General features: G+C 69.5%; 28 protein-coding genes. 6 read left to right on the plus strand and 22 right to left on the minus strand.

Features of this window, described 5'->3' with window-relative positions:
* Window positions 1-137: 137 nt before the first annotated feature.
* Window positions 138-746: a class I SAM-dependent methyltransferase gene (locus E6C64_RS04455; RefSeq protein WP_136426584.1), complete on the plus strand. Its 609-nt coding sequence runs from the start codon at window positions 138-140 to the stop codon at window positions 744-746.
* A gap of 9 nt (window positions 747-755) precedes the next feature.
* Here the strand turns inward: E6C64_RS04455 and dapF are convergent, their stop codons facing one another.
* The 15 genes from dapF to E6C64_RS04530 all read right to left on the minus strand — a co-directional run bounded on the left by dapF (window position 756) and on the right by E6C64_RS04530 (window position 15,850).
* A complete protein-coding gene (gene dapF / locus E6C64_RS04460; protein ID WP_136426447.1) occupies window positions 756-1,631 on the minus strand; it encodes a diaminopimelate epimerase in 876 nt (291 codons plus the stop codon).
* A gap of 73 nt (window positions 1,632-1,704) precedes the next feature.
* Entirely contained in the window at window positions 1,705-2,637 is a 933-nt protein-coding gene (gene miaA, locus E6C64_RS04465) for a tRNA (adenosine(37)-N6)-dimethylallyltransferase MiaA (protein WP_136426448.1), read from the minus strand.
* Window positions 2,634-4,163, minus strand: coding sequence for a tRNA (N6-isopentenyl adenosine(37)-C2)-methylthiotransferase MiaB (gene miaB, locus E6C64_RS04470; protein WP_136426449.1), 1,530 nt, complete (start codon window positions 4,161-4,163; stop codon window positions 2,634-2,636). The genes miaA and miaB overlap by 4 nt, the downstream gene beginning before the upstream one ends.
* 78 nt (window positions 4,164-4,241) lie before the next feature.
* A complete protein-coding gene (locus E6C64_RS18895) occupies window positions 4,242-4,685 on the minus strand; it encodes a hypothetical protein (protein ID WP_158437736.1) in 444 nt (147 codons plus the stop codon).
* Window positions 4,686-4,763: 78 nt separating this feature from the next.
* Window positions 4,764-5,537 carry a regulatory protein RecX gene (locus tag E6C64_RS04480; protein ID WP_136426451.1) on the minus strand — a complete coding sequence of 258 codons (774 nt, stop codon included), beginning with the start codon at window positions 5,535-5,537 and terminating at the stop codon, window positions 4,764-4,766.
* Window positions 5,537-6,637, minus strand: a complete 1,101-nt coding sequence (gene recA / locus E6C64_RS04485) for a recombinase RecA (protein WP_136426452.1) — start codon at window positions 6,635-6,637, stop codon at window positions 5,537-5,539. Before recA ends, E6C64_RS04480 begins: the two co-directional genes overlap by 1 nt.
* Window positions 6,638-7,001: 364 nt before the next feature.
* Complete coding sequence (locus tag E6C64_RS04490) at window positions 7,002-7,223, minus strand: DUF3046 domain-containing protein (RefSeq protein WP_136426453.1); 222 nt, start codon at window positions 7,221-7,223, stop codon at window positions 7,002-7,004.
* Window positions 7,224-7,288: 65 nt separating this feature from the next.
* The gene (locus E6C64_RS04495) at window positions 7,289-7,618 is read right to left on the minus strand and encodes a helix-turn-helix domain-containing protein (RefSeq protein WP_136426454.1); all 330 of its coding nucleotides are present in this window, start codon (window positions 7,616-7,618) and stop codon (window positions 7,289-7,291) included.
* A gap of 150 nt (window positions 7,619-7,768) precedes the next feature.
* The gene (locus E6C64_RS04500; RefSeq protein WP_136426455.1) at window positions 7,769-8,332 is read right to left on the minus strand and encodes a CinA family protein; all 564 of its coding nucleotides are present in this window, start codon (window positions 8,330-8,332) and stop codon (window positions 7,769-7,771) included.
* Window positions 8,333-8,343: 11 nt separating this feature from the next.
* The gene (gene pgsA / locus E6C64_RS04505; RefSeq protein ID WP_136426585.1) at window positions 8,344-8,961 is read right to left on the minus strand and encodes a CDP-diacylglycerol--glycerol-3-phosphate 3-phosphatidyltransferase; all 618 of its coding nucleotides are present in this window, start codon (window positions 8,959-8,961) and stop codon (window positions 8,344-8,346) included.
* A gap of 268 nt (window positions 8,962-9,229) precedes the next feature.
* A complete protein-coding gene (locus tag E6C64_RS04510; RefSeq protein ID WP_136426456.1) occupies window positions 9,230-12,124 on the minus strand; it encodes an FtsK/SpoIIIE family DNA translocase in 2,895 nt (964 codons plus the stop codon).
* A 132-nt stretch (window positions 12,125-12,256) separates the two neighbouring features.
* The gene (locus E6C64_RS04515; RefSeq protein WP_136426457.1) at window positions 12,257-12,748 is read right to left on the minus strand and encodes a GNAT family N-acetyltransferase; all 492 of its coding nucleotides are present in this window, start codon (window positions 12,746-12,748) and stop codon (window positions 12,257-12,259) included.
* Between the two features lie 107 nt (window positions 12,749-12,855).
* Window positions 12,856-14,091: an ABC transporter permease gene (locus E6C64_RS04520; protein ID WP_233255467.1), complete on the minus strand. Its 1,236-nt coding sequence runs from the start codon at window positions 14,089-14,091 to the stop codon at window positions 12,856-12,858.
* The gene (locus E6C64_RS04525) at window positions 14,088-14,792 is read right to left on the minus strand and encodes an ABC transporter ATP-binding protein (protein WP_136426458.1); all 705 of its coding nucleotides are present in this window, start codon (window positions 14,790-14,792) and stop codon (window positions 14,088-14,090) included. Before E6C64_RS04525 ends, E6C64_RS04520 begins: the two co-directional genes overlap by 4 nt.
* Entirely contained in the window at window positions 14,789-15,850 is a 1,062-nt protein-coding gene (locus tag E6C64_RS04530; RefSeq protein ID WP_199240957.1) for an efflux RND transporter periplasmic adaptor subunit, read from the minus strand. The genes E6C64_RS04525 and E6C64_RS04530 overlap by 4 nt, the downstream gene beginning before the upstream one ends.
* Window positions 15,851-16,120: 270 nt before the next feature.
* On the opposite strand from E6C64_RS04530, the gene E6C64_RS04535 reads away from it, so the two are divergent.
* Complete coding sequence (locus E6C64_RS04535; RefSeq protein ID WP_136426459.1) at window positions 16,121-17,116, plus strand: LCP family protein; 996 nt, start codon at window positions 16,121-16,123, stop codon at window positions 17,114-17,116.
* Between the two features lie 119 nt (window positions 17,117-17,235).
* Here the strand turns inward: E6C64_RS04535 and E6C64_RS04540 are convergent, their stop codons facing one another.
* The 4 genes from E6C64_RS04540 to thyX all read right to left on the minus strand — a co-directional run bounded on the left by E6C64_RS04540 (window position 17,236) and on the right by thyX (window position 21,882).
* The gene (locus E6C64_RS04540) at window positions 17,236-18,912 is read right to left on the minus strand and encodes a ribonuclease J (RefSeq protein WP_136426460.1); all 1,677 of its coding nucleotides are present in this window, start codon (window positions 18,910-18,912) and stop codon (window positions 17,236-17,238) included.
* A gap of 87 nt (window positions 18,913-18,999) precedes the next feature.
* Window positions 19,000-19,977, minus strand: coding sequence for a 4-hydroxy-tetrahydrodipicolinate synthase (gene dapA / locus E6C64_RS04545; RefSeq protein WP_136426461.1), 978 nt, complete (start codon window positions 19,975-19,977; stop codon window positions 19,000-19,002).
* A gap of 103 nt (window positions 19,978-20,080) precedes the next feature.
* Window positions 20,081-20,974, minus strand: a complete 894-nt coding sequence (locus tag E6C64_RS04550) for an endonuclease domain-containing protein (RefSeq protein ID WP_136426462.1) — start codon at window positions 20,972-20,974, stop codon at window positions 20,081-20,083.
* A 209-nt stretch (window positions 20,975-21,183) separates the two neighbouring features.
* A complete protein-coding gene (gene thyX / locus E6C64_RS04555) occupies window positions 21,184-21,882 on the minus strand; it encodes an FAD-dependent thymidylate synthase (RefSeq protein WP_233255480.1) in 699 nt (232 codons plus the stop codon).
* Window positions 21,883-22,009: 127 nt separating this feature from the next.
* On the opposite strand from thyX, the gene E6C64_RS04560 reads away from it, so the two are divergent.
* The 3 genes from E6C64_RS04560 to E6C64_RS04570 all read left to right on the plus strand — a co-directional run bounded on the left by E6C64_RS04560 (window position 22,010) and on the right by E6C64_RS04570 (window position 24,170).
* On the plus strand, window positions 22,010-22,477 hold the full coding sequence (locus tag E6C64_RS04560; RefSeq protein WP_136426463.1) for a TlpA family protein disulfide reductase: 468 nt from the start codon (window positions 22,010-22,012) through the stop codon (window positions 22,475-22,477).
* Window positions 22,474-23,022 carry a DUF4395 domain-containing protein gene (locus E6C64_RS04565; protein WP_136426464.1) on the plus strand — a complete coding sequence of 183 codons (549 nt, stop codon included), beginning with the start codon at window positions 22,474-22,476 and terminating at the stop codon, window positions 23,020-23,022. Before E6C64_RS04560 ends, E6C64_RS04565 begins: the two co-directional genes overlap by 4 nt.
* Before the next feature lie 89 nt (window positions 23,023-23,111).
* Entirely contained in the window at window positions 23,112-24,170 is a 1,059-nt protein-coding gene (locus E6C64_RS04570) for a TIGR01777 family oxidoreductase (protein WP_136426465.1), read from the plus strand.
* 22 nt (window positions 24,171-24,192) lie between these two features.
* On the opposite strand, the gene E6C64_RS04575 is transcribed toward E6C64_RS04570, so the two are convergent.
* Together E6C64_RS04575 and dapB are read right to left on the minus strand one after the other, a co-directional pair.
* On the minus strand, window positions 24,193-24,651 hold the full coding sequence (locus tag E6C64_RS04575; protein WP_136426466.1) for a tetratricopeptide repeat protein: 459 nt from the start codon (window positions 24,649-24,651) through the stop codon (window positions 24,193-24,195).
* A gap of 13 nt (window positions 24,652-24,664) precedes the next feature.
* Window positions 24,665-25,510 carry a 4-hydroxy-tetrahydrodipicolinate reductase gene (dapB, locus tag E6C64_RS04580; protein ID WP_136426467.1) on the minus strand — a complete coding sequence of 282 codons (846 nt, stop codon included), beginning with the start codon at window positions 25,508-25,510 and terminating at the stop codon, window positions 24,665-24,667.
* Window positions 25,511-25,747: 237 nt separating this feature from the next.
* On the opposite strand from dapB, the gene E6C64_RS04585 reads away from it, so the two are divergent.
* Complete coding sequence (locus E6C64_RS04585) at window positions 25,748-26,218, plus strand: GNAT family N-acetyltransferase (RefSeq protein WP_233255468.1); 471 nt, start codon at window positions 25,748-25,750, stop codon at window positions 26,216-26,218.
* A 132-nt stretch (window positions 26,219-26,350) separates the two neighbouring features.
* On the opposite strand, the gene E6C64_RS04590 is transcribed toward E6C64_RS04585, so the two are convergent.
* Complete coding sequence (locus tag E6C64_RS04590; protein WP_136426468.1) at window positions 26,351-26,953, minus strand: histidine phosphatase family protein; 603 nt, start codon at window positions 26,951-26,953, stop codon at window positions 26,351-26,353.
* Between the last annotated feature and the right edge of the window lie 12 nt (window positions 26,954-26,965).

The raw sequence follows: 26,965 nt of genomic DNA on the forward strand, positions 1-26,965 counted from the left end.
GGGCTTCAACACTAGTTCCTGCTTTCCGCTAGGTTGCCTGTTATGTCGGGGGTCGGAGCTTCGCTGTGCGCGCCGCCGCTCTCGGCGCCGAGTCGCGCATCGGCCTGCTCGTCGATCCCCATCGGATCGGACCCTCGATGACGAGCGAGCACTACTTCTCGCAGAGCCCGTCGGGTCCCTTCGCCACTCGGCGGATCGCAGTCTCGCTGGGCGGGCGCGAGATCGAGGTCACGACGTCGGGGAGCATCTTCAGCCCGGATCATGTCGATCAGGGGACCAAGGTGCTCCTGGACACCGTGCCGTCGCCCCCTCCGCTCGGCAACCTGCTGGATCTGGGTTGCGGATGGGGGCCGATAGCGATCAGCTTGGCGCTCGCGTCGCCAGAGGCGAAGGTCTGGGCCGTCGATGTGAACGACCGGGCCCTCGCGCTGACGCGGGCGAACGCTGATCACTTGTCCATACTCAATCTGAACACATCCCGGCCCGAAGATGTTCCCGGAGACCTGAGATTCGCCGCGATCTGGTCGAATCCGCCGATCCGCGTCGGCAAGGCCGTGCTGCACGGCATGCTCGAGCACTGGCTGCCGCGTCTCGAGCCCGACGGCGAGGCGTGGCTCGTCGTCCAGAAGAACCTCGGGGCGGACTCCCTGCAGAGATGGCTCGACGAGCGCTTCGCCGAGGACTTCGCGACGACGCGCGAGCAGATCAGCAAGGGCTTCCGAGTGCTGCGGGTGGGCCGGCTCTAGCGAGCCGGCTCAGATCTCCACGGTGCCCGAGAAGACGAGGTCGGCAGGGCCGCTGAGCGAGACGTGCTCGCCCTCCTCGACCGGGAACATCCGCACGCCGAGCGTGCCGCCGGGCACCTGCACGCGCCAGGCGTTCGGCGCGCCGGCTCCGGCCCAGTGGCGGGTGGCGAGGGCCGCCGCCGCCGCGCCGGTGCCGCAGGACAGCGTCTCACCGCTGCCGCGCTCGTGCACGCGCATGCTGATCCGGCCCACCCCGTCCTGCACGAGCGGATCCCCCGGCAGGACGAGCTCGACGTTGGCGCCCTCCGCCGGTGCGGGATCGAGCTGCGGGATGTAGGTCAGGTCTGCGGCGGCGAGCTCGTCGTCATCCGCCACCGCGATCACCACGTGCGGGTTCGGCACGCTGATGCTGATGCCAGGACGGGCGACCGGGACGTCCTTCACGTGCACCAGCGGCTCGGCGGAGTCGAGCGTCCAGCGGCCGAGGTCCACGGAGAACCCGACCGATGCTCGGTGCACGTCACGGACACCTCCGCGGGTGCCGATGGCGATGGTGCCGCCGCCGGGGATCTCGGCGAGCCCCTCGTCGAGCAGGAAGGCGGTGAACACCCGGATGCCGTTGCCGCACATCTCGGCGATGCTGCCGTCCGCGTTCCGATAGTCCATGAACCACTCGGCATCCGGGTCCTCGGCGAGGGCCGCGGCACCCGCATCGATGCGGGCGGATCGGACGGCTCGGAGCACGCCATCGGCGCCGATGCCGAAGTGCCGATCGCAGAGCGCCGCGATCTGCGCGGGGGTCAGGTCGAGCTCACCGTCGGGATCGGCGATCAGCACGAAGTCGTTGCCGGTGCCGTGCCCCTTGGTGAACGGGATCGTGGTCATGCGGCCAGCCTATTGGCGAACTTCCGCACGCCCGCCGCTCGCCATGCTCGTCGGAGGGCGCGCGGGCCGGCGCTCATGCCGAGATGAACGCGTCGGCCGCCGCCACGAGGTCGCTCCGCTGGGAGTCGAGGCGGTGCGCGTCCCGATAGCGTCCGAACCACGACCGCTGCCGACGCACGTACCGCACGGTGAGCTGGACGGTCTCGGCGATCGCCTCGTCGACGCTCGAACGGCCCTCCAGCACGGAGACGGCCTGCGCGTAGCCGATGGCCCGCCGTGCGGTCGTGCCGAGAGCCTTGGGACCGAGCGACTCGACCTCGGCGATCAGGCCGTCCGCGAACATCCGCTCCACCCGGGCCGCCAAGGTCGCCTTGAGCGCCTCACGCTGATCGACCGGGACATCGAGCACGACCGTACGGATCGGCTCGGCCTGCTCTCTGCTCTCCTGCGGGAGCACAGCCGAGTACGGCCGACCGGTGATCTCGATCACCTCCAGCGCACGGACGATCCGGCGCCCGTTGGCGGCATCGATGGCGAGCGCGGCGGGCCGGTCGGTGTCGCGAAGCCGCGTCCAGAGCGCCGCCGATCCGAGCTCTGCCAGCTCCGCCTCGAGCCGCAGGCGCACCGCGGCGTCGGTGCCGGGGAAGTCGAGCGGCTGGGTCACGGACGAGATGTAGAGACCCGATCCGCCGACGAGCAGGGGGATGCTCCCCCGCGACCGGATGTCGGCGATCGCGGCACGCGCCGCGGCCTGATAGTCGGCGACGGTCGAGATCTCGGAGGGATCGAGGGTGTCGATCAGGTGATGGGCGATCCCGCGCCGCTCTGCCGGCGGCAGCTTGGCGGTGCCGATGTCCATCCCCCGGTAGAGCTGCATGGCATCGGCACCGACGATCTCGACGGTGCGGCCGCGGGACGCGAGGAGCTCCGCGAGGTCGAGGGAGAGCCCCGACTTGCCGGTCCCCGTCGGGCCGGCGACGACGATCAGGGGGTCGGCCGAGCTCACTGTCCCGGTCGGCGCAGCGGGATGCCCAGGGAGACGGGACGCCGGCTCGCGGTGGCCCCTGTGCCGGCTCCGCCTGCGGCAGGCGTCGGGACGCCGCAGGACTCCTGCTCCGCGCGATCCCAGGCGTCGCCCGCGCGGGTCGGCGTGATCCGCACTCCGGCGGGCGCGTCGGCGATGAGGTGGTACGGCGCCGCGTCGGTGACCACGGTGCGCACGAGATCGCCGGGCCGCGGCGCGATGCCGCCCTCGGCGATCGCGAAGTGCACGAGTCGCCCATCGCGCGCGCGCCCGGTGAGCCTGTGGGTGTCGGCGTCCTTCCGGCCGTCGGCGGACGAGACCAGCAGCTCCACCTCGCGGCCGACCTGCGCCCGATTCTCCTCCCAGGAGATGTGATCCTGCAGGGCCGCGAGCCGCTCGTAGCGCTCCTGCACGAGGGCCTTGGGGACCTGGTCGGGCAGGGTCGCAGCAGGCGTGCCCGGGCGGATCGAGTACTGGAAGGTGAAGGCGGAGGAGAACCGGGACTGCTCGACGACCCGCAGCGTCTCGGCGAAGTCCTCCTCGGTCTCGCCCGGGAAGCCCACGATGATGTCGGTCGTGATCGCGGCGTCCGGGATCCGGTCGCGGACCCGGTCCAGGATGCCGAGGAACCTCTCGGACCGGTAGGACCGGCGCATCGCCTTGAGAATGCGGTCGGAGCCGGATTGCAGCGGCATGTGCAGCTGCGGCATGACGGAGGGCGTCTCGGCCATCGCGTCGATGACGTCGTCGGTGAAGGCGGCGGGGTGCGGGCTGGTGAAGCGGATGCGCTGCAGTCCCTCGATCCGACCTGCCGCGCGCAGGAGCTTGGCGAAGGCACCGCGGTCACCGAACTCGACGCCGTAGGAGTTGACGTTCTGGCCGAGGAGGGTGACCTCGATGGCTCCGTCGTCGACGAGCGCCTGCACCTCGCTGAGGATCTCGCCCGGGCGGCGATCCTTCTCCTTGCCGCGGAGGCTGGGCACGATGCAGAAGGTGCAGGTGTTGTTGCAGCCGACGGAGACGGACACCCATCCGCTGTAGGTCGACTCCCGGCGGGTCGGCAGGGTGGAGGGGAAGACCTCGAGCGACTCGAGGATCTCGAGCTGAGCCTCGCCGTTGTGTCGAGCCCGCTCGAGCAGGGTGGGCAGGGAGCCCATGTTGTGGGTTCCGAACACCACATCGACCCATGGGGCCTTCTCGAGGATGACGTTCTTGTCCTTCTGCGCGAGACACCCGCCCACCGCGATCTGCATCCCCTCGTGACCGCGCTTGATCGACGCGAGCTGCCCGAGGTTGCCGTAGAGCTTGTTGTCGGCGTTCTCTCGGACGGCGCAGGTGTTGATGACGACGACGTCGGCCTCGACTCCGTCGGCGCGGACGTATCCGGCCGCCTCGAGCGATCCGCTCAGCCGCTCGGAGTCGTGCACATTCATCTGGCAGCCGAAGGTGCGCACCTCATAGGTGCGGACGGGAGCGGTCTGCACGGGGCGGTCGTCGAGCAGTGTCATGGTGCGCACCAGCCTAGATCGACCGCGACGAGCGGACAGGCAGGAAGAGGCCGCGGCCTCAGACCCGCGCTCGTGGCCTCAGGCCGGTTGCAGGTCGAGGGTCCAGGTGGCGGACCCCTCCTGCCCGTCGAGGGAGATGGTCGTCGTGGGGTCGACGTAGGTGCCCGTCATCGTGGCCGTGCCCTCATCGAAGACGATCGTGATGGTGAGGTCCTGGCCGTCGAGGCTCCAGATGTCGGTGTCGTCATCGAACGTGCCGTCGTTGTAGCTGAACGCGACACCGCCTCCGCTCTGGAAGGTGATCTGCCAGGTGTCGCCGTCGGAGTCCGTGCCGGCCCATGTCGTGCCCTCGATCGACGCGCTCGCCTCTTCGGACGACGATCCACCCGATGTGCCACCTGACGTGCCACCCGATGTGCCGCTGTCGGCTCCCGGGAGGGACGGCAGACCGATGCAGCCGGTGAGGCCGATGGTGATGATCGCCGAGAGGGCGAGGACTGCGAGAGATCGACGTCGCGTCATGGCTGAACGATATTCCGCCGAGCACCCGAGCGGAAGGCGCCATGCCCGGTCGGCGAAGGGCGAGGGTCGGTGAGGATCTCAGCGATGCGGATGCATGGCGGCGTCGACTGCGGCGCCCACCGTGTCGCCGCCGAACCCACGGCGGGACAGGAAGGAGTGCAGTCTGCGACGGACGGTGGCGTCGTCATAGCCGCTCAGCTGGCGGATGCGCTTCTCGGCGATCTCGGTGGCGCGCTCGCGTTCGCTGTCGCGCTCGAGCACGTCGAGCGCTTCGAGGTAGTCCTCCGCGGCGATGCCGCGACGCCGGAGCTCGGTCATGACGGCCGATCGGCCCTTGCCCTTCCGCTCCGACTCGACGCGCACGACCTCTTCGGCCAGACGCCGGTCATCCAGGTAATGCAGATCGCTCAGTCGGTCGATCTCGGCGAGCACGTCGTCCTCGGGGTAGCCGGTCGTGGTCAGCTTGTCGCTGAGCTCCTTGACCGACAGTCCGCGTCGGGCGAGCGCCGACTGGCTCACCACGCGGATGTCCTTCGTGGGTCGGGATGACGAGGTCTCATCCGCCTCGTCGTCGACGTCCGCCTCGCGGACGCTGCCGGCATCGGGGTCGGCATCGGGATCGGAATCGTTCGACGAGAACATCGTGCGCGACATCCGCGCGATGGCCGACATCGGATCGGCCGGCTCGACGTGATCCGACGAGGTGTCGGCGGGGACCGGCGCGACGACCGTGAGGCGCGGCCGCACGGGGACGCCGTCGGGTGCGGCCGGGAGCTCGCCGCCGTCTTCGGGCTCGGCGGAACGCGTGCCGAACAGCGGGATGACGGGGGCGAGCTCCTGACCTTCTGACATCAGGCGTTGACGACCTTGCGGGCTGCCAGCTTGGGCTCGATGGGAGTCGCCGCGGCCTCGGCCGGCGCTGCAGCGTCGATGGCGGCAGGAGCGGTCTCCTTGCCGACGCCCACACCGAGCTTGGTGAGGATCTTGAGCTCGATCTCCTTGGCGATGTCGGCGTTCTTGATGAGGAACGCGCGCGCGTTCTCCTTGCCCTGGCCGAGCTGGTCGCCCTCGTAGGTGTACCAGGAGCCCGACTTCTTGACGATGTTGTGCTCGACGCCGAAGTCGATGAGGCTGCCCTCTCGGCTGATGCCGATGCCGTAGAGGATGTCGAACTCGGCCTGCTTGAAGGGCGGCGCCATCTTGTTCTTGACGACCTTGACCCGGGTGCGGTTTCCGACGGCGTCGGTTCCCTCCTTGAGGGTCTCGATGCGGCGGATGTCGAGACGGACCGACGCGTAGAACTTGAGCGCCTTGCCACCGGCGGTGGTCTCGGGGCTGCCGAAGAACACGCCGATCTTCTCGCGGAGCTGGTTGATGAAGATGGCCGTGGTCTTGGTCTGGCTGAGACCACCGGTCAGCTTGCGCAGCGCCTGCGACATGAGTCGGGCCTGGAGACCGACGTGCGAGTCGCCCATGTCGCCCTCGAGCTCGACGCGCGGCACAAGGGCGGCGACGGAGTCGATGACGACGAGGTCGATGGATCCGGAGCGGACCAGCATGTCGGCGATCTCGAGCGCCTGCTCACCCGTGTCGGGCTGGGAGACCAGGAGGGCGTCGATGTCGACGCCGAGCTTCTTGGCGTATTCGGGGTCGAGCGCGTGCTCGGCGTCGATGAACGCCGCGATGCCGCCTGCGCGCTGCGCGTTGGCGATGGCGTGCAGGGTGAGCGTGGTCTTTCCGGACGACTCCGGACCGTAGATCTCGACGATGCGGCCGCGCGGGAGGCCTCCGATGCCGAGTGCGACATCGAGTGCGATGGAGCCGGTCGGGATGACCTCGATCGGTGCGCGCTCGTCGCTGCCGAGCCGCATCACCGAGCCCTTGCCGAACTGGCGGTCGATCTGAGCGAGAGCGGTCTCGAGGGCCTTCTCGCGGTCTGCTGCTGACGGCATGATGTCTCCTGTTTCGTGTCGTAATCGGCGCCTATAGGCTGTCGTCCCCCGAGCGCTCCCAGGGGTGGGAGGTCGCTCGGCACTGCGACAAGGCTGTTGAGTTGTGCGGCTGCGCGACTGGTGAGCACGGTGTCCGCGGCAGGTCGTCCCGGTGGGTTCTCCCTGTTGCTCCGAACGTACGCGGAGCCTCCGACATTGACCGGAGGCCACGACATTCGGTGGAGAATCTCGGAATTCGCCGCCTGTTGAGGACAGTACGCCGATCGAACACAGCTTCGACAGAGGCGGGCGGCGTGTCGACGCCAACTCGAATACGCCGCGGACGCGCGCCCGGTGGCCGGGATCGCGTCAGGTGCCGTGGCGGCTAGGCGGGCGAGCGCTGACCGCGACCGTGCCAGCGCTCGCGCGGCACGTCGCTGGAGCGGCACAGCTCCGTCCAGACCTCGGCTGCGGGCACGCCGGCGTCGAGCGCCTGCTGCGGCGTGCGGCCGTCGAGTCCGTCCACGACGAGGTCGCGCACCAGCGCTCGGCCGAGGCTGTCCCCGAACTCCTCGGTGACGGCGAGGCGGAACTCACTCAGGCGCATCCATCCACGTTAAACGACGAAGGAGCCCCGCATGCAGCGGGGCTCCTTCGGAGTCGGATGTGCGACTAGCGCGCGACCAGATCGGCGTCGAAGTCGAACGACGAGTCTCCGCCGAACTGCCGACCGAAGTCGGCGGGGAGGGCGTCGGGCACGTCGATGCCCTCGATGACGGCGAGACGGTCGCCCACCTCGCGCATGATGACCGAGATGGGGGTGTCGAGCGCGTCGGCGACCGATGCGAGGATCTCGGAGGAGGCCTCCTTCTGACCGCGCTCCACTTCGCTGAGGTAGCCGAGCGCGACGCTCGCGCGGCTCGCGACCTGGCGGAGGGTGCGTCCCTTCTGCAGACGGAAGTCTCGCAGAACGTCGCCCAGCTCCTGTCGAACTAGGACCATGTGACCCTCCTCACGTGTGATGCTGCGGCTGATGGGAGCTCGGGTTGGGAAACGATATCCCACCCGTCCTGATGAGACACGTTCAAATCTAATGACGCGTCGTGAGTATTGCGTGTGAACACGTGAGATGTAACCTGACGGAAACTTGCGCTATTCCGACTCAACCTGTGTCGGGACTGGGAGATCGAGGGCATCGACGAGCGCCCTCTCGCTGAGCCGCTCCCACACCAGCTCGAGTGCCGCCTCCACCGTCCGAACGCGGACATGGCCGCGGTCGCCAGCCAGGAAGAGACCGCGCACCTCGCTGCCGGTCGACGTGACGACCGCCACGTACACCTCCCCCACCGCATGCCCGTCCTGTGGCTCGGGTCCCGCCACCCCGGTCGTCGCGACGCCGTAGTCCGAGCCGCACAGCTCGCGGACACCCGCCGCCATCTCCACGGCCACATCGGGATGCACGGCGCCGTGCTCGGCCAGCAGGGATTCGTCCACGCGCAGCAGGTCGTGCTTGAGGTCGGTCGCATAGGCGATGAGGCCACCGCGCAGCACGGCCGACGCCCCCGGCACGTCGACGAGGGCCGAGGCCACGAGCCCGCCCGTCAACGATTCCGCGGTCGCGATGCTCAGACCGCGCTCCTGCATGGCCCGCACGATGTCGGCGGCCCGCCCGCCGGTCCTGGCGTCGCTCCCGGACCCGATCGCGCCGTCGCTCATCGCGCCGATGCTCATCGTCCCGTCGCCCTGCTGCTGGCATTGTGCCGATAGGCCTGGACGAGGTAGTCGATGCCGGTCACGACGGTGAGCACGACCGCTATCGACATGAGCGCCACGTCGGCGCCCATGATCCAGGGCACGGCGCCCGGTGCGCCCATCGCCTGAGCGGTGCCGGCGAAGGGGGCGAGGGCGGCGGAGATCGCGACCGACTGCGCGACGGTCTTCAGCTTGCCTCCGCGGGAGGCCGGGATCACCCGGTCCCTCAGCAGGCTGAACCGCATCACGGTGATGCCGATCTCGCGGACGAGCACCACGATGGTTACCCACCACGGCAGCTCGCCGATGATGCTCAGCGACACGAGTGCTCCGCCGGTGAGGACCTTGTCCGCGATCGGATCGAGGATGATGCCGACGTCGGTGACCAGGTTGCGGCGTCGGGCGACCTGGCCATCGACCCCATCGGTGGCGATCGCCAGCACGAACAGCACCGTCGCGACCCAGCGGAGGGTGACATCCTGTCCGCCGTCGATGAGCACCAGCCAGATGAAGACCGGCGCGAGCAGGATGCGGGCGATGGTGATGAGGTTGGCCAGATTGCCGTCGCTGGCCTTGCCGTCACCCTTCTCGATGACGCGGCCGCGAGCCCGTTCGACGACCTCCGCGCGGGCGCGGCGCGCAGTCTCCCTGGCTCGCTCTCGGGCGTCTCCGCCGTCGCTCCGCGACACCTGCTGCTCCCGACCGCTCGGCCATGCCGTTGCCGGCTCGGCGCATCATTGGTGAGTCCAGACTAGTTGACGGGCCGCTCATCGACCGCTGGGAGAACGACCCCGGCCGCGCCGTCACAGCGCGTCCGAGAGCGCTGTGCGCGAGCCGCAGCCGAGCTCAGTCGCGGCGGGCTCAGTCGCGGCCGGTCAGCCCCCACATGTCCTCGTCCGACTCGGCCTCGACGACCTCGAGGCCGGCATACATCTCGTCGACGGCGTCGAGCGTCGGCTGCTGCGCCGCCGCCGGCTTCGCACTCCCGCCAGCGGACGGGGCACCTGAGGAGCCGGCGCCCGTCGTGCTGCCGTTGCGGATGCCGGCGAGCACGCCGGGCAGTCCTTCGGGCTGGACGAGCACGTCGCGCGCCTTGGAGCCCTCCGACGGGCCGACGATGTTGCGCGACTCCATGAGGTCCATCAGGCGCCCGGCCTTCGCGAAGCCGACGCGCAGCTTGCGCTGCAGCATCGATGTGGAGCCGAACTGACTGGTCACGACGAGCTCGATGGCGGCGACCAGCAGGTCGAAGTCGTCGCCGATGTCGGCGTCGATCTCCTTCTTCTCGACCACGACCGCGACGTCCTCGCGATAGTCGGGGCGCGCCTGCTTGGTGCAGTGCTCGACGACGCGGGCGATCTCGGCCTCGTTGACCCATGCGCCCTGCACGCGGATGGCCTTGGAGGCGCCGCTGGGCAGGAAGAGCCCGTCGCCCTGGCCGATGAGCTTGTCGGCGCCGGGCTGATCGAGGATGACCCGGGAGTCGGTGACGCTGGTCACCGCGAAGGCGAGGCGGGACGGCACGTTGGCCTTGATCAGGCCGGTGACGACGTCGACGCTCGGGCGCTGCGTGGCGAGCACGAGGTGGATGCCGGATGCGCGCGCGAGCTGCGTGATGCGCACGATCGAGTCCTCGACGTCGCGCGGGGCGACCATCATCAGGTCGGCGAGCTCGTCGACCACGACCAGCAGGTACGGGTATGGCTTGAGCACGCGCTCGCTGCCCGGGGGCAGGACGACCTCCTTCGCCACGATCGCGGCGTTGAAGTCGTCGATGTGCCGGAAGCCGAACGACTCGAGGTCGTCGTAGCGCATGTCCATCTCCTTCACGACCCACTGCAGCGCTTCGGCCGCCTTCTTGGGGTTCGTGATGATGGGCGTGATCAGGTGCGGCACTCCGGCGTATGCCGTGAGCTCGACGCGCTTGGGGTCGATGAGGATCATCCGCACCTCGTCGGGCGTCGCCCGCATGAGCAGGCTCGTGACCATCGAGTTGACGAAGGACGACTTGCCCGCGCCTGTCGATCCGGCGACCAGGAGATGGGGCATCTTGGCGAGATTCGCGACGACGAAGCCGCCCTCGACGTCCTTGCCGACGCCGATGGTCATGGGATGCGCGCTCTTGGTGGCGGCCGCGGAGCGCAGCACGTCACCGAGGGCGACCGTCTCGCGGTCGGGGTTCGGGATCTCGATGCCGATCGCGCTCTTGCCCGGGATGGGCGAGAGGATGCGGACCTCGTTGCTCGCGACGGCGTAGGAGATGTTCTTGGCGAGGGCGGTGACTCGCTCGACCTTGACGCCGGGCCCGACCTCGATCTCGTAGCGGGTGACCGTGGGACCGCGGGAGAAGCCGGTGACGGTCGCGTCGACGTTGAACTGGCTCATCACGTTGGTGATCGCCTGCTTGACCTCCTCGTTGGCGGCCGTCGCCTCCTTGGGAGGCGGGCCCTGCGAGAGGGAGTTGACCGGGGGAAGCCGGTACTTGCCGTTGGGGATGGGCGTCGCCATCCGATCGACCGCGATGGTCTCCCCCGCGCCGGCGGCGGGGATGAGGATGGCGGTGGCCGCGATGTCGTCCTCGCGGATGCCGGTGGCGCCGACGGACAGCTCGCCGGTCACCCGGTCCACTGCGCGCTCGGCCTTGAGCATGTCCTCGAACAGCTCGATCCCGAAGTCGCCGCTGTCGCTCTGGTCGTCGGCGGGACCTGAGCCGGGGATGGCACCCGAGACCCCTCCCGTGAGACCGCCGGCCACGGCCGGGCCCGTGTGCGGCGCGTTGAGCGGGCTGAAGATGTCGGTCGCCGACGTGCCCACGATCGGGGTGTCGTAGGCGGGCTCGGCCTCGCGCTTCTTGCCGCGGCGCCACCACGGCAGGTTGTCGGGGTCGGGCTCGGAATCGATCGTGAAGTCGGGGATGGCGGTGGTCGTCGCTCCGGAGCCGGTGCTGCGCGCAGCGCGGCCTCGTGGCGCGGGCTCCGGCTCGGGCGCCTCGGCACCGAAGAGGTAGTTGTAGAGCTCCTCCAGGCGCTGGCCGACCCGGTTCGGCGGAGTGCGGGTGATGATGAAGACCGAGAGCAGGGCCAGCGCGCTCATCACGATGGTCGCCCCGACGGGCGTGATGGCCGAGGTGAGGAAGTCGGCCACGACCCAGCCGAAGACTCCGCCGCCCTGCGCGAGCGTGTCGATGCCCTCCCACGGGAGCGGTGTCCCGCCGTAGATGTGGCAGATGCCGGCCATGGAGACCAGCAGGATGGCAAGGCCGATCCCGATGCGTCCGTTGTCGTTGACGGAGCTCGGGTGACGGAACAGCCAGATCGAGAAGACGAAGAGGATGACGGGCAGCGCGAACGCGACGCGGCCGATCAGCCCGCCGAAGGTCCACATGTCGAGGGTGATCGCGATGGGCTTGCCGACGCCGAACCATTCGACGAAGGCGCCGATGACGGCGAGCACCAGGAGCAGGAACGGGATCCCGTCGCGGCGCTCCTCCTTGGCGAGCGACTCGGGGCCCATGGCGCGGGCGGCTGCGCCGGCGACGTGGGCGAGGCCCAGCCAGGCGCGGGCGATGAGGCCCTGCTCCTCCTGGACGACCGGATACTTCTTGGTGCGCGACGAGGTGGCGTTGGCGCGCGTGCCGGAGCCCGTGCGCGCCGAGCCGGTGCGGGTGGTGCCGGTCGATCGCGCCGCGTTCGTCGTCTTCTTCGCACCCGTGCCCGTTGTGCGGGCACGACTGGGAGACCTGCCACTCTGAGCCATTCGGCCACGATACGTCGGGGGCGCGACACGGACCGGGTGACACGCAGCGGTCCTCGGAGGATCACTCCGAAGGACGGCGAATCAGGCCCCCATCAGGCCCGCGGCGACTCCCCCACGACCGGAGGGCGCCGCTCAGTTCAGGCTGCGGACCATGACGTCGGAGGTCTCGCCGGAGCTCAGCACGGTGAACCCCTCGCTGCGATAGAGCCGCTGGGCGAAGTTGCCGTGCTCGACGCTGAGGCTGATCCGGGCGTGACCCGACTCGGCCGCCTTGCGGAGCAGTCCCTGCAGCAGCGCCCGCCCGACGCCGCGCGCTCGCCACATCGGTCGCACGCCGAGGGTCAGTTCCGGCACGCCCGCGGTCACGTAGCCGAAGCCGGGGCGGTCCGCCGACATGAGCCGGTACCACGCGGCGCCGATGACCTCGCCCTCCGGCGTCTCGGCCACCAGGCCGCCGTCTCCCGGACGGGGCCAGCCCGCCACGTAGCGGCTGCGGACCGGGTGCGAGAGCACGTTGACCCGCGGCTCGATGCGGTTCGAATTCCAGTTGGCGGCCTCGACGAGGGCCTCGCTGAGCGCGAGAGTGTCTGCAGGACCGGCGTCCCGGATCTGAAATCCGCTCACGATGCAACTCTGCCACACGCGGAACCGCGGGATGATGCCCCGATCAGGCAATTCACCCGCTCGCACGAGCCGGGCAACCGCCTCGCCGATGCCCGGTGACCCGACGGTCAGTAGCGCAGGGCGTCGATCACCTTCACCCGCACCGCGACGAGGGCGGGGATCAAGCCGGCCAGCGCTCCGACGGCCGTGGCTGCCGCGAGGCCGACGAAGGCCGCGGAGGTCGGGAAGGCCGGAACATCCGCCACCCCCTGGCTGATGAAGCCTTCGGTGATCGGGTTCTTGATCAGCAGGATCGCCAGCATGACCCCGACCACTCCGGCAGCGACCGTCGCCACGACGCTCTCCATCATCACCGCGAAGAACACCCGGCCGGCGGTCGCGCCGAAGGTGCGGCGGATGCCGATCTCCCGGATCCTCGTTCGGACCGTGACGAGGGCGATGTTCACGAGTCCGAGGGCACCGAGCAGAAGCACCAGCAGCGCGATGCCGCCGACGATGAGCTGCACCTGGGCCAGCGACTGCGCGTTCTGCTCGGCGAAGTCCTGGCGGTACGACTGCACCTGGACGCCGTCGCCGAGTTGAGCGCCCATGTCGTCGGCGATGCGAGTGCCGAGCTGGTCGGACACGTCGGGCGGCAGCCAGGCCTCGAACTGCGGCGGGCCGTACTGCTCAGCCGCGCCGGGCTCCGCGAGCAGCGCCGCCTGGTCGGCGAGCATGTACATCGAGGGATCCACCTCGTACGTGTACGACGGGACCACGCCGACGACGACCGCCGTGGTGTCCTGTCGCCCTGGCAGGACGACGGTGGGGTGGGTACGCAGGTCGGGCTTGCCGATCCGCTCCCAGAAGCGCTCGTTCACCACGAGCGCGGGCGCGAGCCGTGTCTCATCCGATTCGGTGAACCAGTGCCCGCTCACGAGCTTGATCCGATGCATCTCGGCGAACGGCACGTCGACGGTCTGCACCTGGACGGACTGCTTGCCGTCGACGAAGCGGACGATCTGCGACGTGTAGCCGTGCTCGCTGGCGTAGTCCACGCCGTAGCGATCGACGGCCTCGTCGAAAGCGCCGCGCAGCGCAGTCGCGTCGATGACGCTCCCATCGTCGGTGAACGCGCTGATCGACATGGTCGCCGCGCGCCCGCCCTGCTGCTCGCTCTGCTCGCGCAGTGTCTGCTCGGCGATCCCGCCCGCCGCCACCACAGCGGTCAGGGCAGCGACGGCCACACCGACGCCGATCAGTGAGAGCAGCACGCGGCCGCGGTGCACCCGCAGCTCCGACCACGCCTCGGAGACCGCCCCGACCAGGTTGGTCAGCAGGCGGCTGACGAAGCCGCCGTTCACGCGGGCACCACCGGCCGGGTCAGGGTGGTGGTGAGGTGGCCGGCGTCGAGGCGGTAGTGGCGATCGGCCCGGGCGGCGATGTTGGGATCGTGGGTGATGGTCACGAGGGCGGCATCGGTGCGCGCGGCGACCCCTTCGAGCAGCTCCATCACCGACTGCCCGGTGTCGAGGTCGAGCGCTCCCGTCGGCTCGTCGGCGAGGATCAGCTGCGGTCGGCGCACGAGCGCGCGTGCGATGGCGACGCGCTGCTGCTCACCGCCGGAGAGCCGGTCGGGCGTCGAGTCGAGCCGATGGCCGAGGCCCACGCTCTCGAGCATCTCGGTGGCGATCGCCTTCCGTCGCCAGAAGTCGCGGCCGGAGTCGTAGAGCAGCGGCGTCATCACGTTCTCGAGGGCGGTGCGCCTCGCGAGCAGGTTGAACTGCTGGAAGACGAATCCGATCCGCTGTCCCCGGATCCGATCGCGGATGCTCGAGCTGAACCTCCGCGCGTCGCGCTCGTCGAAGTGCACGGTTCCCTCGCTCGGAGAATCGATCAGCCCGAGGATGTTCATCAGGGTCGACTTGCCCGAGCCCGATCGGCCGACGATCGAGACCCGATCGCCTCCGTCCACCTCGAAGTCGATCCCCGAGAGGATCGTCAGCCGCCCTCCGTCGGGCAGGGTGACCACCCGGGTGACCCCGTCGAGTCGGATGATGCTCATTTGGCGATGACGCCGGTGTCGGAGCAGGTGATGTTGCCCGAGCCGTCGTCGAAGCAGCCGCCGCCGACGTCGATCGGGGCGTTGGCGTTGGGGGTGAACTGCAGGATCGCCTGGCCCTCGTCGAGCCCGCTGACCACCTGCACCATGGTGCCGTCGGTCAGGCCGAGGGTGACGTCGCGCTGCTCGGTGCTGCCGTCCTCGAGCACGGCGTAGACGACGCCGGTCTGCGCTCCGCCGTCGACCGCGGTGGTGGGGATGGTGAGGACGTTCTCGGCGGAGCCCGCCGGGATGGTGATCGTGGCGGTCAGGCCCGAGAACACCTTGACGTCGCCGGGAACCGCGCAGCGCACCGTCGCGCTGCCGCCCGTCGATCCGCTGCCGTCGCCCGTTCCCCCTCCCGTTCCCGAGTCGGTCTGTCCGGCGAGCGGGCTGGTGATGCTGAGCCCGGTGCAGGTGAACGGGGCGGGCCCGCCGGCGATGGTCACGGACGCCTCGGTCGGCTGATCCAGCAGCCGGTACTGCTGCTGAGGGCTGAGCGAGCCGGAGACCGAGAAGGTCGGCGGCGCGACCTGACCGGTGGTGTCGCCGATGTTCACGGCCTGTCCGTGCAGCACGGTGAGCGAGCTGAGCACGCCCGCAGCAGGCGCGAAGACCTTCGCGTAGGTGATGACCGGCTTGGGCTGGGTGACGGTCGGGTTGCCCATGGCGTCGGTCGACTCCACCGGGTCCTGCACGGTCTCGACCTTGATGTCGTAGATCTTGTCGCCCGCTGCGACAGTGGCGCCCTGCTGGATGAAGATCTCGTCCACGGTCCCCGCCCCGGTGGAGCGGACCGGCACGGCGGCGTCCGCGGAGACGGTGCCGTCGAGGGTCACGTCGTTGACGATGGTGCCGATCACGGCGGTCACCTGCGGATCGGTGATCGATCCGGTGGGAACCGCGGGCCCGTCGCCCGCAGCCGGGTCGGCGAAGAACGCGACCTTCACGAGGGCGACGGCGATCGCCGCGAACACGACGAGCCGAAGGATCGGGAAGACCCACTTGCGCCAGACGCCCACTGGGCACTCCACTTCTCCGGCGCCGGGGCAGCACCGTCAAGCCCAGACACTATGAGATGCGGAAGAACCTCGGCGTCAGCGCCACGGTTGAGCAGGTCATCCCAGCGGATGATTCCGACACGCCGACGGGGCCCAGACGACGCGCCGCCGTGACCCCGTCGAAACCTCATCCGGATAGCGTTGAGGCACCCACGCACCGCAGCTCCCCTTCGCTCCGTCTCCGTTCCCCTGCCGCCAGCCTCACAAGCTCACCCACTTGGACTGACACCTATGGCCAAACACCGCCGTCGCGCAGCCGTCATCACCATCAAGACGGCCGCCGTCGCCGGGATCGTCCTGCTGCTCGGCGGCCTGGGCATCACCGCGTACGCGTTCACGCTCTCGCAGTCCTTCGACAACGGGCGGACGGTGATCGACAGCGCCTTCCCGAGCGACGAGCTGCGCCCCGCGGCGCTCGGCGGCACGGCCGGGAACGCGCAGAACATCCTGCTCCTGGGCGCCGACGAGGCGGGCTGGGACGCATCCGATGGCGAGGCCGGAGCGACGCTCGACGGTCAGCGCTCGGACACGATCATCGTCCTGCACGTCCCCGCCAGCCGCACGCACATCTACGCGATCTCGATCCTCCGCGACAGCTGGGTCGACATCCCTGGGCACGGGATGAACAAGATCAACGCAGCGCTCGCCCTGGGAGGCATCCCGCTCATGGTGCAGACGGTCGAGACGCTGCTGGACGTCCGGATGGATCACGTCGCCGCCGTCTCATTCGAGGGCTTCGAGGGGCTCACCGACGCCCTCGGCGGGGTGAGCGTCGACAACACCGTCGCCTTCGAGGCGGACGGCGAGACGTTCGCCGTCGGCACCCAGCTGCTCGACGGCGAGGAGGCGCTCGCCTACGTGCGGGGCCGCTCGGAGTTCCCCGATGGCGACATCCAGCGGGTCAAGAACCAGCAGGCGTACATCAAAGGCGTGCTGCGCGGGATCCTCACCCCGGAGACGCTGCTCAACCCGACGACGCTGTCCGCCCTGGTCTCGTCGATCACGCCGTTCGTGCAGGTCGATGCCGACATGAACTCGACCTACATCTCCGGGCTGGCGCTCGAGCTGCGGTCGGTGCGATCGGGCGACATCACGTTCTCGACGGCGCCGATCTCGGGCCCCGCCACATCGGACGACGGCCAGGCGATCCTCGAGCTCGACGACGCGGGCATGGCCGAGCTCGAGAACGCGCTCAAGACGGACACCTTCGACCTGCTCGACCGCTAGCCGGCGCCTCGCCAGCTGCCGCCTCGCGCTGTCCGGGTGTCCTCGCGCGGTGGGTATGCGGACCGCGCGAGGACGTGCGTACCGCGCGAGCCGAGCGCTCGGAGCGGCGGCCCTGGCGGCTAGGCCGTGATGACGATGGGGACGATCATCGGTCGCCGGCGGTGCTGGGTGTTGACCCACCGGCCGACGGTGCGGCGGACGACCTGCGAGAGCGCGTGGGCGTCGCGGGTGCCGTTGCCGGCCGCCTCCTGCAGCGCCTGGGTGATCTTGGGGATGACAGCGTCGAAGACCTTGTCGTCCTCGGCGTAGCCGCGGGCGTGGATCTCGGGGCCGACGACGATGCGGCCGGTGACCGGGTCGACGACGGTGAAGATCGTGATGAAGCCCTCTTCGGCGAGGATGCGGCGGTCCTTGAGGTCCGCGTCGCTGATCTCGCCGACCGAGGAGCCGTCGACGTAGACGTAGCCGAGGTCCCACTGGCCGGCCACCCGGGCGACGCCGTCCTTGAGGTCGACGACCGCGCCGTTCTCGACGATGATCGTGTTCTTCTCGGGGATGCCGGTGTCCTGCGCGAGCTGGGCGTTCGCGACCAGGTGGCGGTACTCGCCGTGCACGGGCATGACATTCTTCGGCTTGAGGATGTTGTAGCAGTAGAGCAGCTCGCCGGCGGCGGCATGGCCCGAGACGTGCACCTTGGCGTTCGCCTTGTGCACGACGTTGGCGCCGAGCTTCGTCAGGCCGTTGATGACGCGGTAGACGGCGTTCTCGTTGCCGGGGATGAGGCTCGAGGCGAGGATGACGGTGTCGCCTTGACCGATCTCGATCTGATGCTCGAGGTTGGCCATCCGAGCGAGGACGGCCATCGGCTCGCCCTGCGATCCGGTGGACATGTAGACGATCTGGTCGTCGCGCAGGTCCGCGGCCTTCTTCGCGTCGATCAGCACGCCATCCGGCACGTGCAGGTATCCGAGCTGCGAGGCGATGCCCATGTTGCGCACCATGCTGCGCCCGATCAGGGCCACCTTGCGCTTGTTGGCGACGGCTGCGTCGAGCACCTGCTGCACGCGGTGCACGTGGCTGGAGAAGCTGGCCACGATGACGCGGCGCGGGGCGCGGGAGATGACGTCCTGCAGGACCGGTCCGATGGATCGCTCCAGGGCGGTGAAGCCTGGCACGTCGGCGTTGGTGGAGTCGACGAGGAACAGGTCGACCCCCGCCTCGCCGAGGCGGGCGAACGCCCGTAGGTCGGTCAGTCGGTTGTCCAGCGGCAGCTGATCCATCTTGAAGTCGCCCGTGTGGAGGACCACTCCGGCGGGCGTCTTGATCGCCACGGCGAGCGCGTCGGGAATGGAGTGGTTGACGGCGACGAACTCCAGCTCGAAGGGACCGACCTGCTCGGTCTGCCCCTCCTTGACGGTGAGGCTGTATGGAGTGATCCGGTGCTCCTTGAGCTTCGCCTCGACGAGGGCGAGCGTCAGGCCGCTGCCGATCAGCGGGATGTCATTGCGCAGGCGGAGCAGGTAGGGCACGGCGCCGATGTGGTCCTCGTGGCCGTGGGTGAGCACGATGCCCAGCACGTCGTCGAGTCGGTCACGGACGGGGGCGAAGTCGGGCAGGATCAGGTCGACGCCGGGCTGGTCCGCCTCGGGGAAGAGCACGCCGCAGTCGACGATCAGCAGCTTGCCGCCGAACTCGAAGAGCGTCATGTTGCGGCCGATCTCGCCGAGACCGCCGATCGGGGTGACCCGGAGCGCTGCGGGGTCGAGGGCGGGCGGGGCGTAGACGGTGTCGGACATGTGCTCCTCTTTCGGGCCGATTCCTGTGGGCCCTGATGGTGGCGTCCTCTTCGGACGCCGATGGCCGCCTCGAGGCGGTTGTGACGTCTAACGGGTGGTGCCGGCCACCTTCGGCAGGGCACCGCCGGCCGCCGCGTTGCGGTCGGGTCGGAAGTTCTTGAAGCTCACGCCGGGGATGTCGCGCACGAGGTCGATCTCGTCCTCGATGAGTGCGGCCTCCCACTCCTCGGGTCCGACGAGCGGCAGCCGAACGCGGGGCGATCCGATCCGTCCGAGGCCGTGCAGGATGTACTTCGCCGCAACCGTCCCGGGCACGTGGGTCATGGTGGCGCGGACCAGGGGCTCGAGCGACTTGTGGGCGGCGGTCGCCGTGGCGAGGTCGCCCGCGTTCACCGCATCCACCATGGCCCGGTACGGCGACGGCGCGATGTTGGCCGTGACGCCGATCAGGCCGGATGCGCCGATCGCGAGGTGGGGAAGCACGTTGGCGTCGTCGCCCGAGAAGTAGAGCAGGTCGGTCTGGTTCAGAACGCGGCTGACCTCGCTGAAGTCGCCCTTGGCGTCCTTGATCGCCAGCACGTTGGGGTGCTTGGAGATGCGCAGGATGGTCTCGTACTTGATCGGAACGCCCGTGCGGCCGGGGATGTCGTAGAGGATGACCGGCAGGTCGGTGGAGTCCGCGACCATCCGGAAGTGGGTGAGGATGCCCGCCTGGGTCGGCTTGTTGTAGTACGGCGTGACGATCATGATGCCGTCGGCGCCGGCCTTCTCGCTCTTCTTGTAGAGCTCGATGGCGTGCGCGGTCTCGTTGGAACCGCCGCCCGTGATCACCTTCGCCCGGCCCGCTGCGACGTCCTTGCCGATCTCGATCAGCCGGACCTTCTCGGGGTCGGTGAGCGTGCTGGTCTCCCCCGTGGTGCCGGTGACGACGAGGCCGTCGGCCCCGGCGGAGATGACGTCGTCCATGTGCTTCTCGACGCCGGCCCAGTCGACCTCTCCGTCCGAGGTGAACGGGGTCACCAGGGCGACGAGCACCTGGCCGAAGGGATTGTCCTGCGCTAACACGTCGTCAAGGCTAGCGGTCCGGCCGATCCTCCCCGAGCGGATCGAGCTCGCTGGCGATCACGCAAGCGGAGATCGGCCGTTTTGGGCCCGTTCGACCGCCGATTCAGCCCCAAGTCCGCTTGCGCGTACCGCGCCGCCGCGATCCGGGTCCGGAATGGAGGTGATCCCCCTGTTCGATGATGGCGAGGATGGCCGCCTCGATCTGCGGCCACCCGAACAGCACCTGCTGGTAGCCGTAGCGCTCGGTGCGATAGCCGGCTGCCGTTGAGACGGCATCCCGTCGGCGGTCGTTGCTCACTCCGGCCGGGTCGCCATGGGTCGCGCCGTCGAGTTCGATGACGAGACGGTCCCCGACGAGGAGGTCGACGCGACCTACGCCCTCGATCCGGTGCTGTGATCGAGCCGGAATGCCCATGCGATGCAGGCGCCATCTCATCAGGGATTCGAGGCCACTGTCGGCTTTCGTGTCGACGAAATCGAGCACGTCTCTCCCTTCCGGCCAGAGCTCACGCAGGAGGTTCAGCTCATATTCGCCGACCATGCGCCGACTGGGATGCATCGCGGACTCGATCACGACGAGTGCACCTTCCGGCCCCTGACACCGCCCGATGTCGCGGATGGCGTCGCCGAGCGGCAGCCGACGCCGATGTCGGCCGAACGCCTGCCCACCTGACCAATGGACGGTGACTCCGGTGCAGGCTGCATGGTCGAAGGCGTGGAAGTCGGGTGGCACCGACAGATGATCGCCGTCGAACGGCATCGTCCACAGCCCGTAGGACGCCGCGACGGAGACGCAGCCGAGACGACCCCCGTGCTGGAGCGCGTGCCGTTCGCTCCGGCTCAGCGATGGCAGGGCGTAGACGCCGATCCGCGGTCGCGTCATGTCGCCTCCGGTCAGTGCCGCCGCTATCGACCGCCGACTGAAGCCCGCCATCCGCAACTCGGCGGCGCGGGCGACGCCATCGAGGGACGAACACAGGGCGGCCGGCGTATCCACGGGCACAGCCTGGTGAGGTGCAGATTATCGGCGCGAGCTATTTCGCGATCCGTGGAGAAACCAGCCGACGACCCACCTGTGGAGGGATGGTCCTTTGGAGTGCCCGCTGGTGTACGCGGAAGCGGATTTCGCGCCTCTCAAGGCGTTTCGACGGCCGAAACAGCCGCAAGTCCGCTTGCGTGTACGCGTACCGCCGAACGCCGATCGGGTTAGGGGGCGACGCGGCCGTTGCCGTTGAAGGCGTCGTAGGTGAGCGGCATCTCGGCGGCCCAGAGGGTCTCCATCTGCTCGGCGACCATCTCGATCTCGCGCTGCGGGAACGACGGGAAGTGCGTGTCCTCGCGCTTGGTGCGCAGGGAGAGGAAGTTCATCAGCGCGCGGGCGTTCATCGTCACGTACATCGACGAGTACAGGTTGAGCGGCAGCACGATGCGGGCGACCTCTCGTGCGACGCCCGCCTCGAGCATGCGCTGATACGACTCGTACGCGTGGATGCTGACGGCCTTGGTCTGCTCCTCGACCAGCTCGGTCATCTCGGGCGTGCCGTCCTCGAACACGTAGGCGCCGGGCTTGCCGACCTGGATCAGCTTCCGCTCGGCACCCGGGACGTAGAAGACGGGACCCAGCTGGCGGTAGCGGCCCGACTCCTCGTTGTAGGAGGCGATCCTGTGCCGCATGAACTCCCGGAAGACAAAGATCGGCGCCTGCACGTAGAAGGTAAGCGAGTTGTGCTCGAAGGGCGACCCGTGCCGGTCGCGCATCAGGTAGTTGATCAGACCGCGATCGCGATCGGTCGCCGAGGTGCCGGCGGCCGCGTTCTCCAGGGTCTGCTCCCCCTGCGTCGACACGCGCGCCGCGAACAGCACGTCGGAGTCGTGAGCGCTCGAGCGCACGAGCTCCACGGTCATGTCGCTGCGGAATCGGATCTCGGTCGTCGTCTCTGCGATCGCGTCGGCTGCCACGGCTTCACCCTAAGCCCGCGTAACCCACCGTCATCAAGACCCTGACCGCACGCGTGTCTACTACCGTCCGAGCATGCAGCTCCCTCTCGCGCTCGCCGTCCTGGGCGGACTCATCGCCATCTCGGCTGCCGTCGGCCTGCTGCTGAAAGCCGCGTCAGGCCGCGTCCGGGTCGGTGCAGCCGACTCTCGCCCGCTCGTCCATCCCGATCAGCTGGGTGTCGGGATCGCCTTCGGATCGTCGGCCACCCTCGTGCAGTTCTCCACCGCGTTCTGCGCTCAGTGCCCCGCGACCCGGAGGCTGCTCGCCGAGCTCGCGGGAAATGACGGCGTCCGCCATGTCGAAGTCGATGTGACGGACGACCTCGCGCTCGCGGACAGGTTCGCGATCCGCCAGACACCGACGACCCTGCTGCTCGACGGCGACGGAAGGCAGGTCGCCCGGATCGGCGGCCCGCCGCGTCGCGCGGAGCTCGAAGCGCAGCTAGCCCTCCTCGCCGCGGCCGCAACCGCAACCGCAACCCCGACCCGGGAGTCCCGATGACCGCAGACCGAACGCCCGCCCGCCTCGGCATCGACCCGCGATCGCCGCGCTTCGGGGCCGCGATCACCGGAGTGCTGCTGGCCGTCACTATCGTGCTCGAGCTGACCCGGCCCGCAGTCTGGTTCGGCTACTCGGGGACAGGGCCCTTCGTCGAGTTCTTCGCCATCCTGTTCCAGTACCGGCTTCCGGATCCGGCGCTCTGGCTGCTGGCAGCCATCAGCGCGGTCTTCGCCTGGGGTGCGTTCGCCGGCATCCGCCGCCACCCGTACGGCGCGATCTTCCGACGCTTCATCCGTCCCCGCCTCGGCCCGCCGACCGAGCTCGAAGACGCAGCTCCCCCGACCTTCGCCCAAGGCGTCGGCTTCGTGATCACCGCGGCCGGGGTAATCCTGCAGCTCCTCGGGGTGCCGTACGCCCTGGTCATCGCCGCCTCCTTCGCCTTCCTCGCCGCCTTCCTCAACTCGGTCTTCGCCTTCTGCCTGGGCTGCCGGATGTACCTCGGCCTCCGTCGCATCGGGCTGCTGCGCCGTCCGCTGGCCGCCTGACTCCGCGCAGGGCGCCCCCGAACCGGGTGCACCTGAGTGAACGGCGGGATCCTCGTCCTTCCGCATCGCCACGCATCTAGGGTGGAGACATGGCGGCCCCGAAACGCGTACCCGTTCCCTCCGCCAAGCCGCCGGTCAAGCCCGCGGTCAAGGCACCGGCACGGCCTGCGAACGCGCGAGCTGCAGCCAAGAAGCCCGAATCCCCCGCGGTCCCCAAGCCCGCACCTCGTCGACGGATCGATCGGTCGAGCACCCTCCGCGTGCTGATCGCCGGTGCGAGCGGGATGATCGGCACCGAGCTGGTGCGCCAGCTCGAGTCGGCGGGCCACACCGTGCAGACCCTCGTGCGCAGGGAGCCGATGCAGCCGAGCGAGTTCACCTGGGCGCCCGACGCCAAAATCCTCGACTTCCGGCTGCTGGACGACGTCGATGCGGTCATCAACCTCTCCGGCGCCTCCCTCAACCGACTGCCGTGGACCGGCGGCTGGAAGAAGGAGATCCTGCGTTCCCGGATCAAGGCGACCAGCGCTCTGGTCGAGGCCATGGGGATGGCATCCAGCCCGCCTCCCGTCTTCCTCAGCGGCTCGGCGGTCGGCTTCTACGGAAATCGGCCGGGCGAGACGCTCACCGAATCGTCATCGAAGGGCACGGGCTTCCTGGCCGACGTCGTCGAGGAGTGGGAGGCGACCGCCCGCCTCGTTCCCGCGTCGACCCGCACGGTGCTGCTTCGGACCGGAGTGGTGCTCGGCACGGGCGGCGCGCTCGGGCCACTCAAGGCGCTCACCAAGCTCGGCGTCTCGGGACCGCTCGGCGGCGGCGCCCAGCACTGGCCGTGGGTGAGCCTGCACGACGAGGCCGCCGCGATCGTGCACCTGCTCACCTCGAGCGTGGCCGGACCTGTCAACATCACCGGCCCCACCCCCGCGGTCGAGAACGAGATCGGCCGCGCTCTCGCCGAGCAGCTGCACCGCCCCTACGCGATCCCGGCGCCCAGGTTCGCTCTCGAGCTCGCGCTCGGCGACGCCGGCAGGGAGCTGCTGCTGGCCGACCAGCTGGTCACCCCGGCCGTGCTGCTGGCCGACGGCTTCTCCTTCCGGCACACGACGAGCACCGAGGCGATCACCGCGGCCGTCGAGTCCTGGAGCTGAGCGAGCCCCAAGCCTCTCGCAGTCAGCTCGAGGCGGCCGGCCGGCGGGACAGCGCAATGGCGTTGCGGACCGCCTGGCGCGCACGCCGCCGATCTCCGCTCGCGTCGTAGGCGAGGCCGAGCAGCAGCCAGCTCCGCCAGTCCTCGGGTTGCCTCTCCACGCGCTCCTTGTAGATCGGGAACTGCGCATCGGCCGAGGCCCGATCCGGCCGGCCGCTCGGGCGCTTCGGCAGATCGTCGACCGGAAGGCCCCCCTCCGCGTCCAATCTGCTGATCAGCGCCGCGGATCGGGTTCCGAAGAGAAGCTCTCTGATGAGCGCCCATAGGCCCAGGACGGGAAGCACGAACAGGAAGATCCCGAGCACGACGGCGATCGGCTGCCCCGACGCGATGAAGAGCACGCCGCGCTGGCCGAGCAGCGCGAGGTAGAGCCCGAGCAGGACCGTCATGAGGATGACGCCCGCGATGGTGGTCCGACGCATCAGCGGCGAGCGTTCACGCGAGGCCGGCCGCCTGGCCGGTGGGCCGCTCAGGCGCGGGCGCCGGCTCGGGTGCCGACTCGGGGGCAGATGCTGCTGCGGAACCTGTACTCGCGGAACCTGTGCCGGGAAGCCCGAGCTCCACGAGGCTCTCGAGGCCGACGATCACTCCCCGTGCGGTGCGGGCGGCCGCGAGTGCGATCCGGATGCCCGATTCGTAGGCGCTCGGCGAGATGGTCTCGTGGCTGATCGTGAGCACCTCGCCCGTTCCGCCGAGGTGGACGTCCTGCTTGGCCATGACGCCGCTGAGGCGCAGGGAGTGCACGGGAATGCTCGCCACCTGCTGCCCGCGGGCGCGCTGATCGGTGTGCGGCGCCGCGACCGGGCCGAGCTCGCTGCGGGCCGCGCCGATCAGCTCGGCGGTGCGCACGGCCGTGCCGGAGGGCGAATCGGCCTTCGCCGCGTGGTGGGCCTCGACGATCTCGATCGAGTCGTAGAACCGGGCCGCCATCGTGGCGAAGGAGGTGGCGAGCACCGATCCGATGGAGAAGTTCGGGATGATCAGGACGCCCGTCGATGGCGACGTCCCGAGGGCGTGGCGAAGGCTCTCGATCCGCTCGCTGGACCAGCCCGAGGTGCCGACGACGATCGGCACGTCGAGCGCCACCGCGGCGTCGACGATCCGCTGGGACGATTGCGGCAGCGTCACATCGACGGCCACATCGGCACCGCGGATGCCATCGAGATCATCGGAGGAGCCGAGGAGGGCGTGCACCTCGAACTCGTCGGAGGCCTCGATGAGAGCCGTGATCAGACGGCCCATCCGTCCGTTCGCGCCGACTACGGCGACCTTCGTCGTCACGGGCGGGTCTCCTGGGAGGACCCGGGCATCCGACGTGACGGGTGGCCTGACATCCGGCTCGCGGATCCGCTCGACTGCACCCGCCAACACTACCAACGGGCCATCTGCCGATCTCGTGGGCCGTCGGCCGCGATCATGTGCTCGAAACCCGCGGATACCTGCGCAATTACGTGCACGTGGGGCCGGAACGGACACATGGAGGGAAGGTGGGTGCGTGGGCGGTTCTAGGGTGGAGCGGTGAGGTTCGAGGCGGTCGCGGCGGATTCGGTCGATGCCGAGCGCATGCTCACCGAGTACTTCACGAGTCGCGAGCTGGGCTTCGTCGGCGGCACCTACCGCGTGGTGCAGCCCGACCCGGCGATGTTCGAACCGCCCGCCGGCGCCTTCCTGCTGGTGCGGGACGACGAGGATCAGGTGGTCGGCTGCGGCGGCGTGCGTCGGATCGAGGACGACCCGACGGCTGGTGTCCGGTACGAGGTCAAGCACCTGTGGCTGCGCGACGAGACCCGCGGCCGCGGCTGGGGACGGGCGCTGCTCTCCGAGCTGGAGCGGCGGGCGGCCGAGCTCGGCGCCGCGGTCGTCGCGCTCGACACGAACGAGTCGCTGACGGCGGCAGGGGCGCTGTATCGATCCGCCGGCTACCGGACCATCGAGCCGTACAACGAGAACGTCAACGCCACCCACTGGTACGAGAAGCGCCTGGGCTGAGGCTCAGTCCTCCCGCGGCCTCGATCACGACAGCAGGCCAGCGCTGCGGCTGCTCGGCCACCTTTCCTACCGATGGCACGGGTTGCAAACCTGGCCGACGGTAGGAAAGGTGGCCGAGTCAGAGGAGCGGTATCAGACCGGCTGGGGGTCGGGCAGGCCCGTGCGGAGCTCCACCGGCAGGTGCGCCAGGTCGTTGTGCGCGACGAGCACAGGCGGCTTCGCGGATCGGATCCGGATGATGGTGAGCCCGCAGTTGGCCTGATTGAGGCCGAGCCAGCGCCACTCGGGCGCATCGAAGACATGCCGGACGAACCAGCCGATCACGAAGTTGTGGGTGATCAGCAGATCGTGCCGGTCACCCCGCGAGGGAGCGAAGTACTCGCTGACCGCGTCGGCCATCTGCGCGCGGCCCGCATCGATCTCCTCCTCGGTGACCGAGTGGAACCACGAGTCGAAGGCCTTCGGGGTGTCCGGCGTCGGACCGGACGGGATGCAGTCGAAGAGCAGCGCGGACGGCTCAGGCTCGAGCGCGGGCATCACCTCGGCGATCACCTGCGCCGTCTCGCTGGCCCGGCGCAGCGGAGAGTGCTGCACCGAGGTGAACGGGATCCCGCTGAGCCGCTCGGCGATCAGTCGGGCCTGCCGGACCCCACGCGGAGACAGCGGCCCGTCGGGCAGCCCGTGCTCGGCATCCAGCTGCTCGCCGTGCCGTACGAGATAGAGGTAGTGCGACATCCTCGTCCTTCC

The sequence above is a fragment of the Naasia lichenicola genome (assembly GCF_004801885.1).
In the GTDB taxonomy this organism is placed as follows: domain Bacteria; phylum Actinomycetota; class Actinomycetes; order Actinomycetales; family Microbacteriaceae; genus Naasia; species Naasia lichenicola.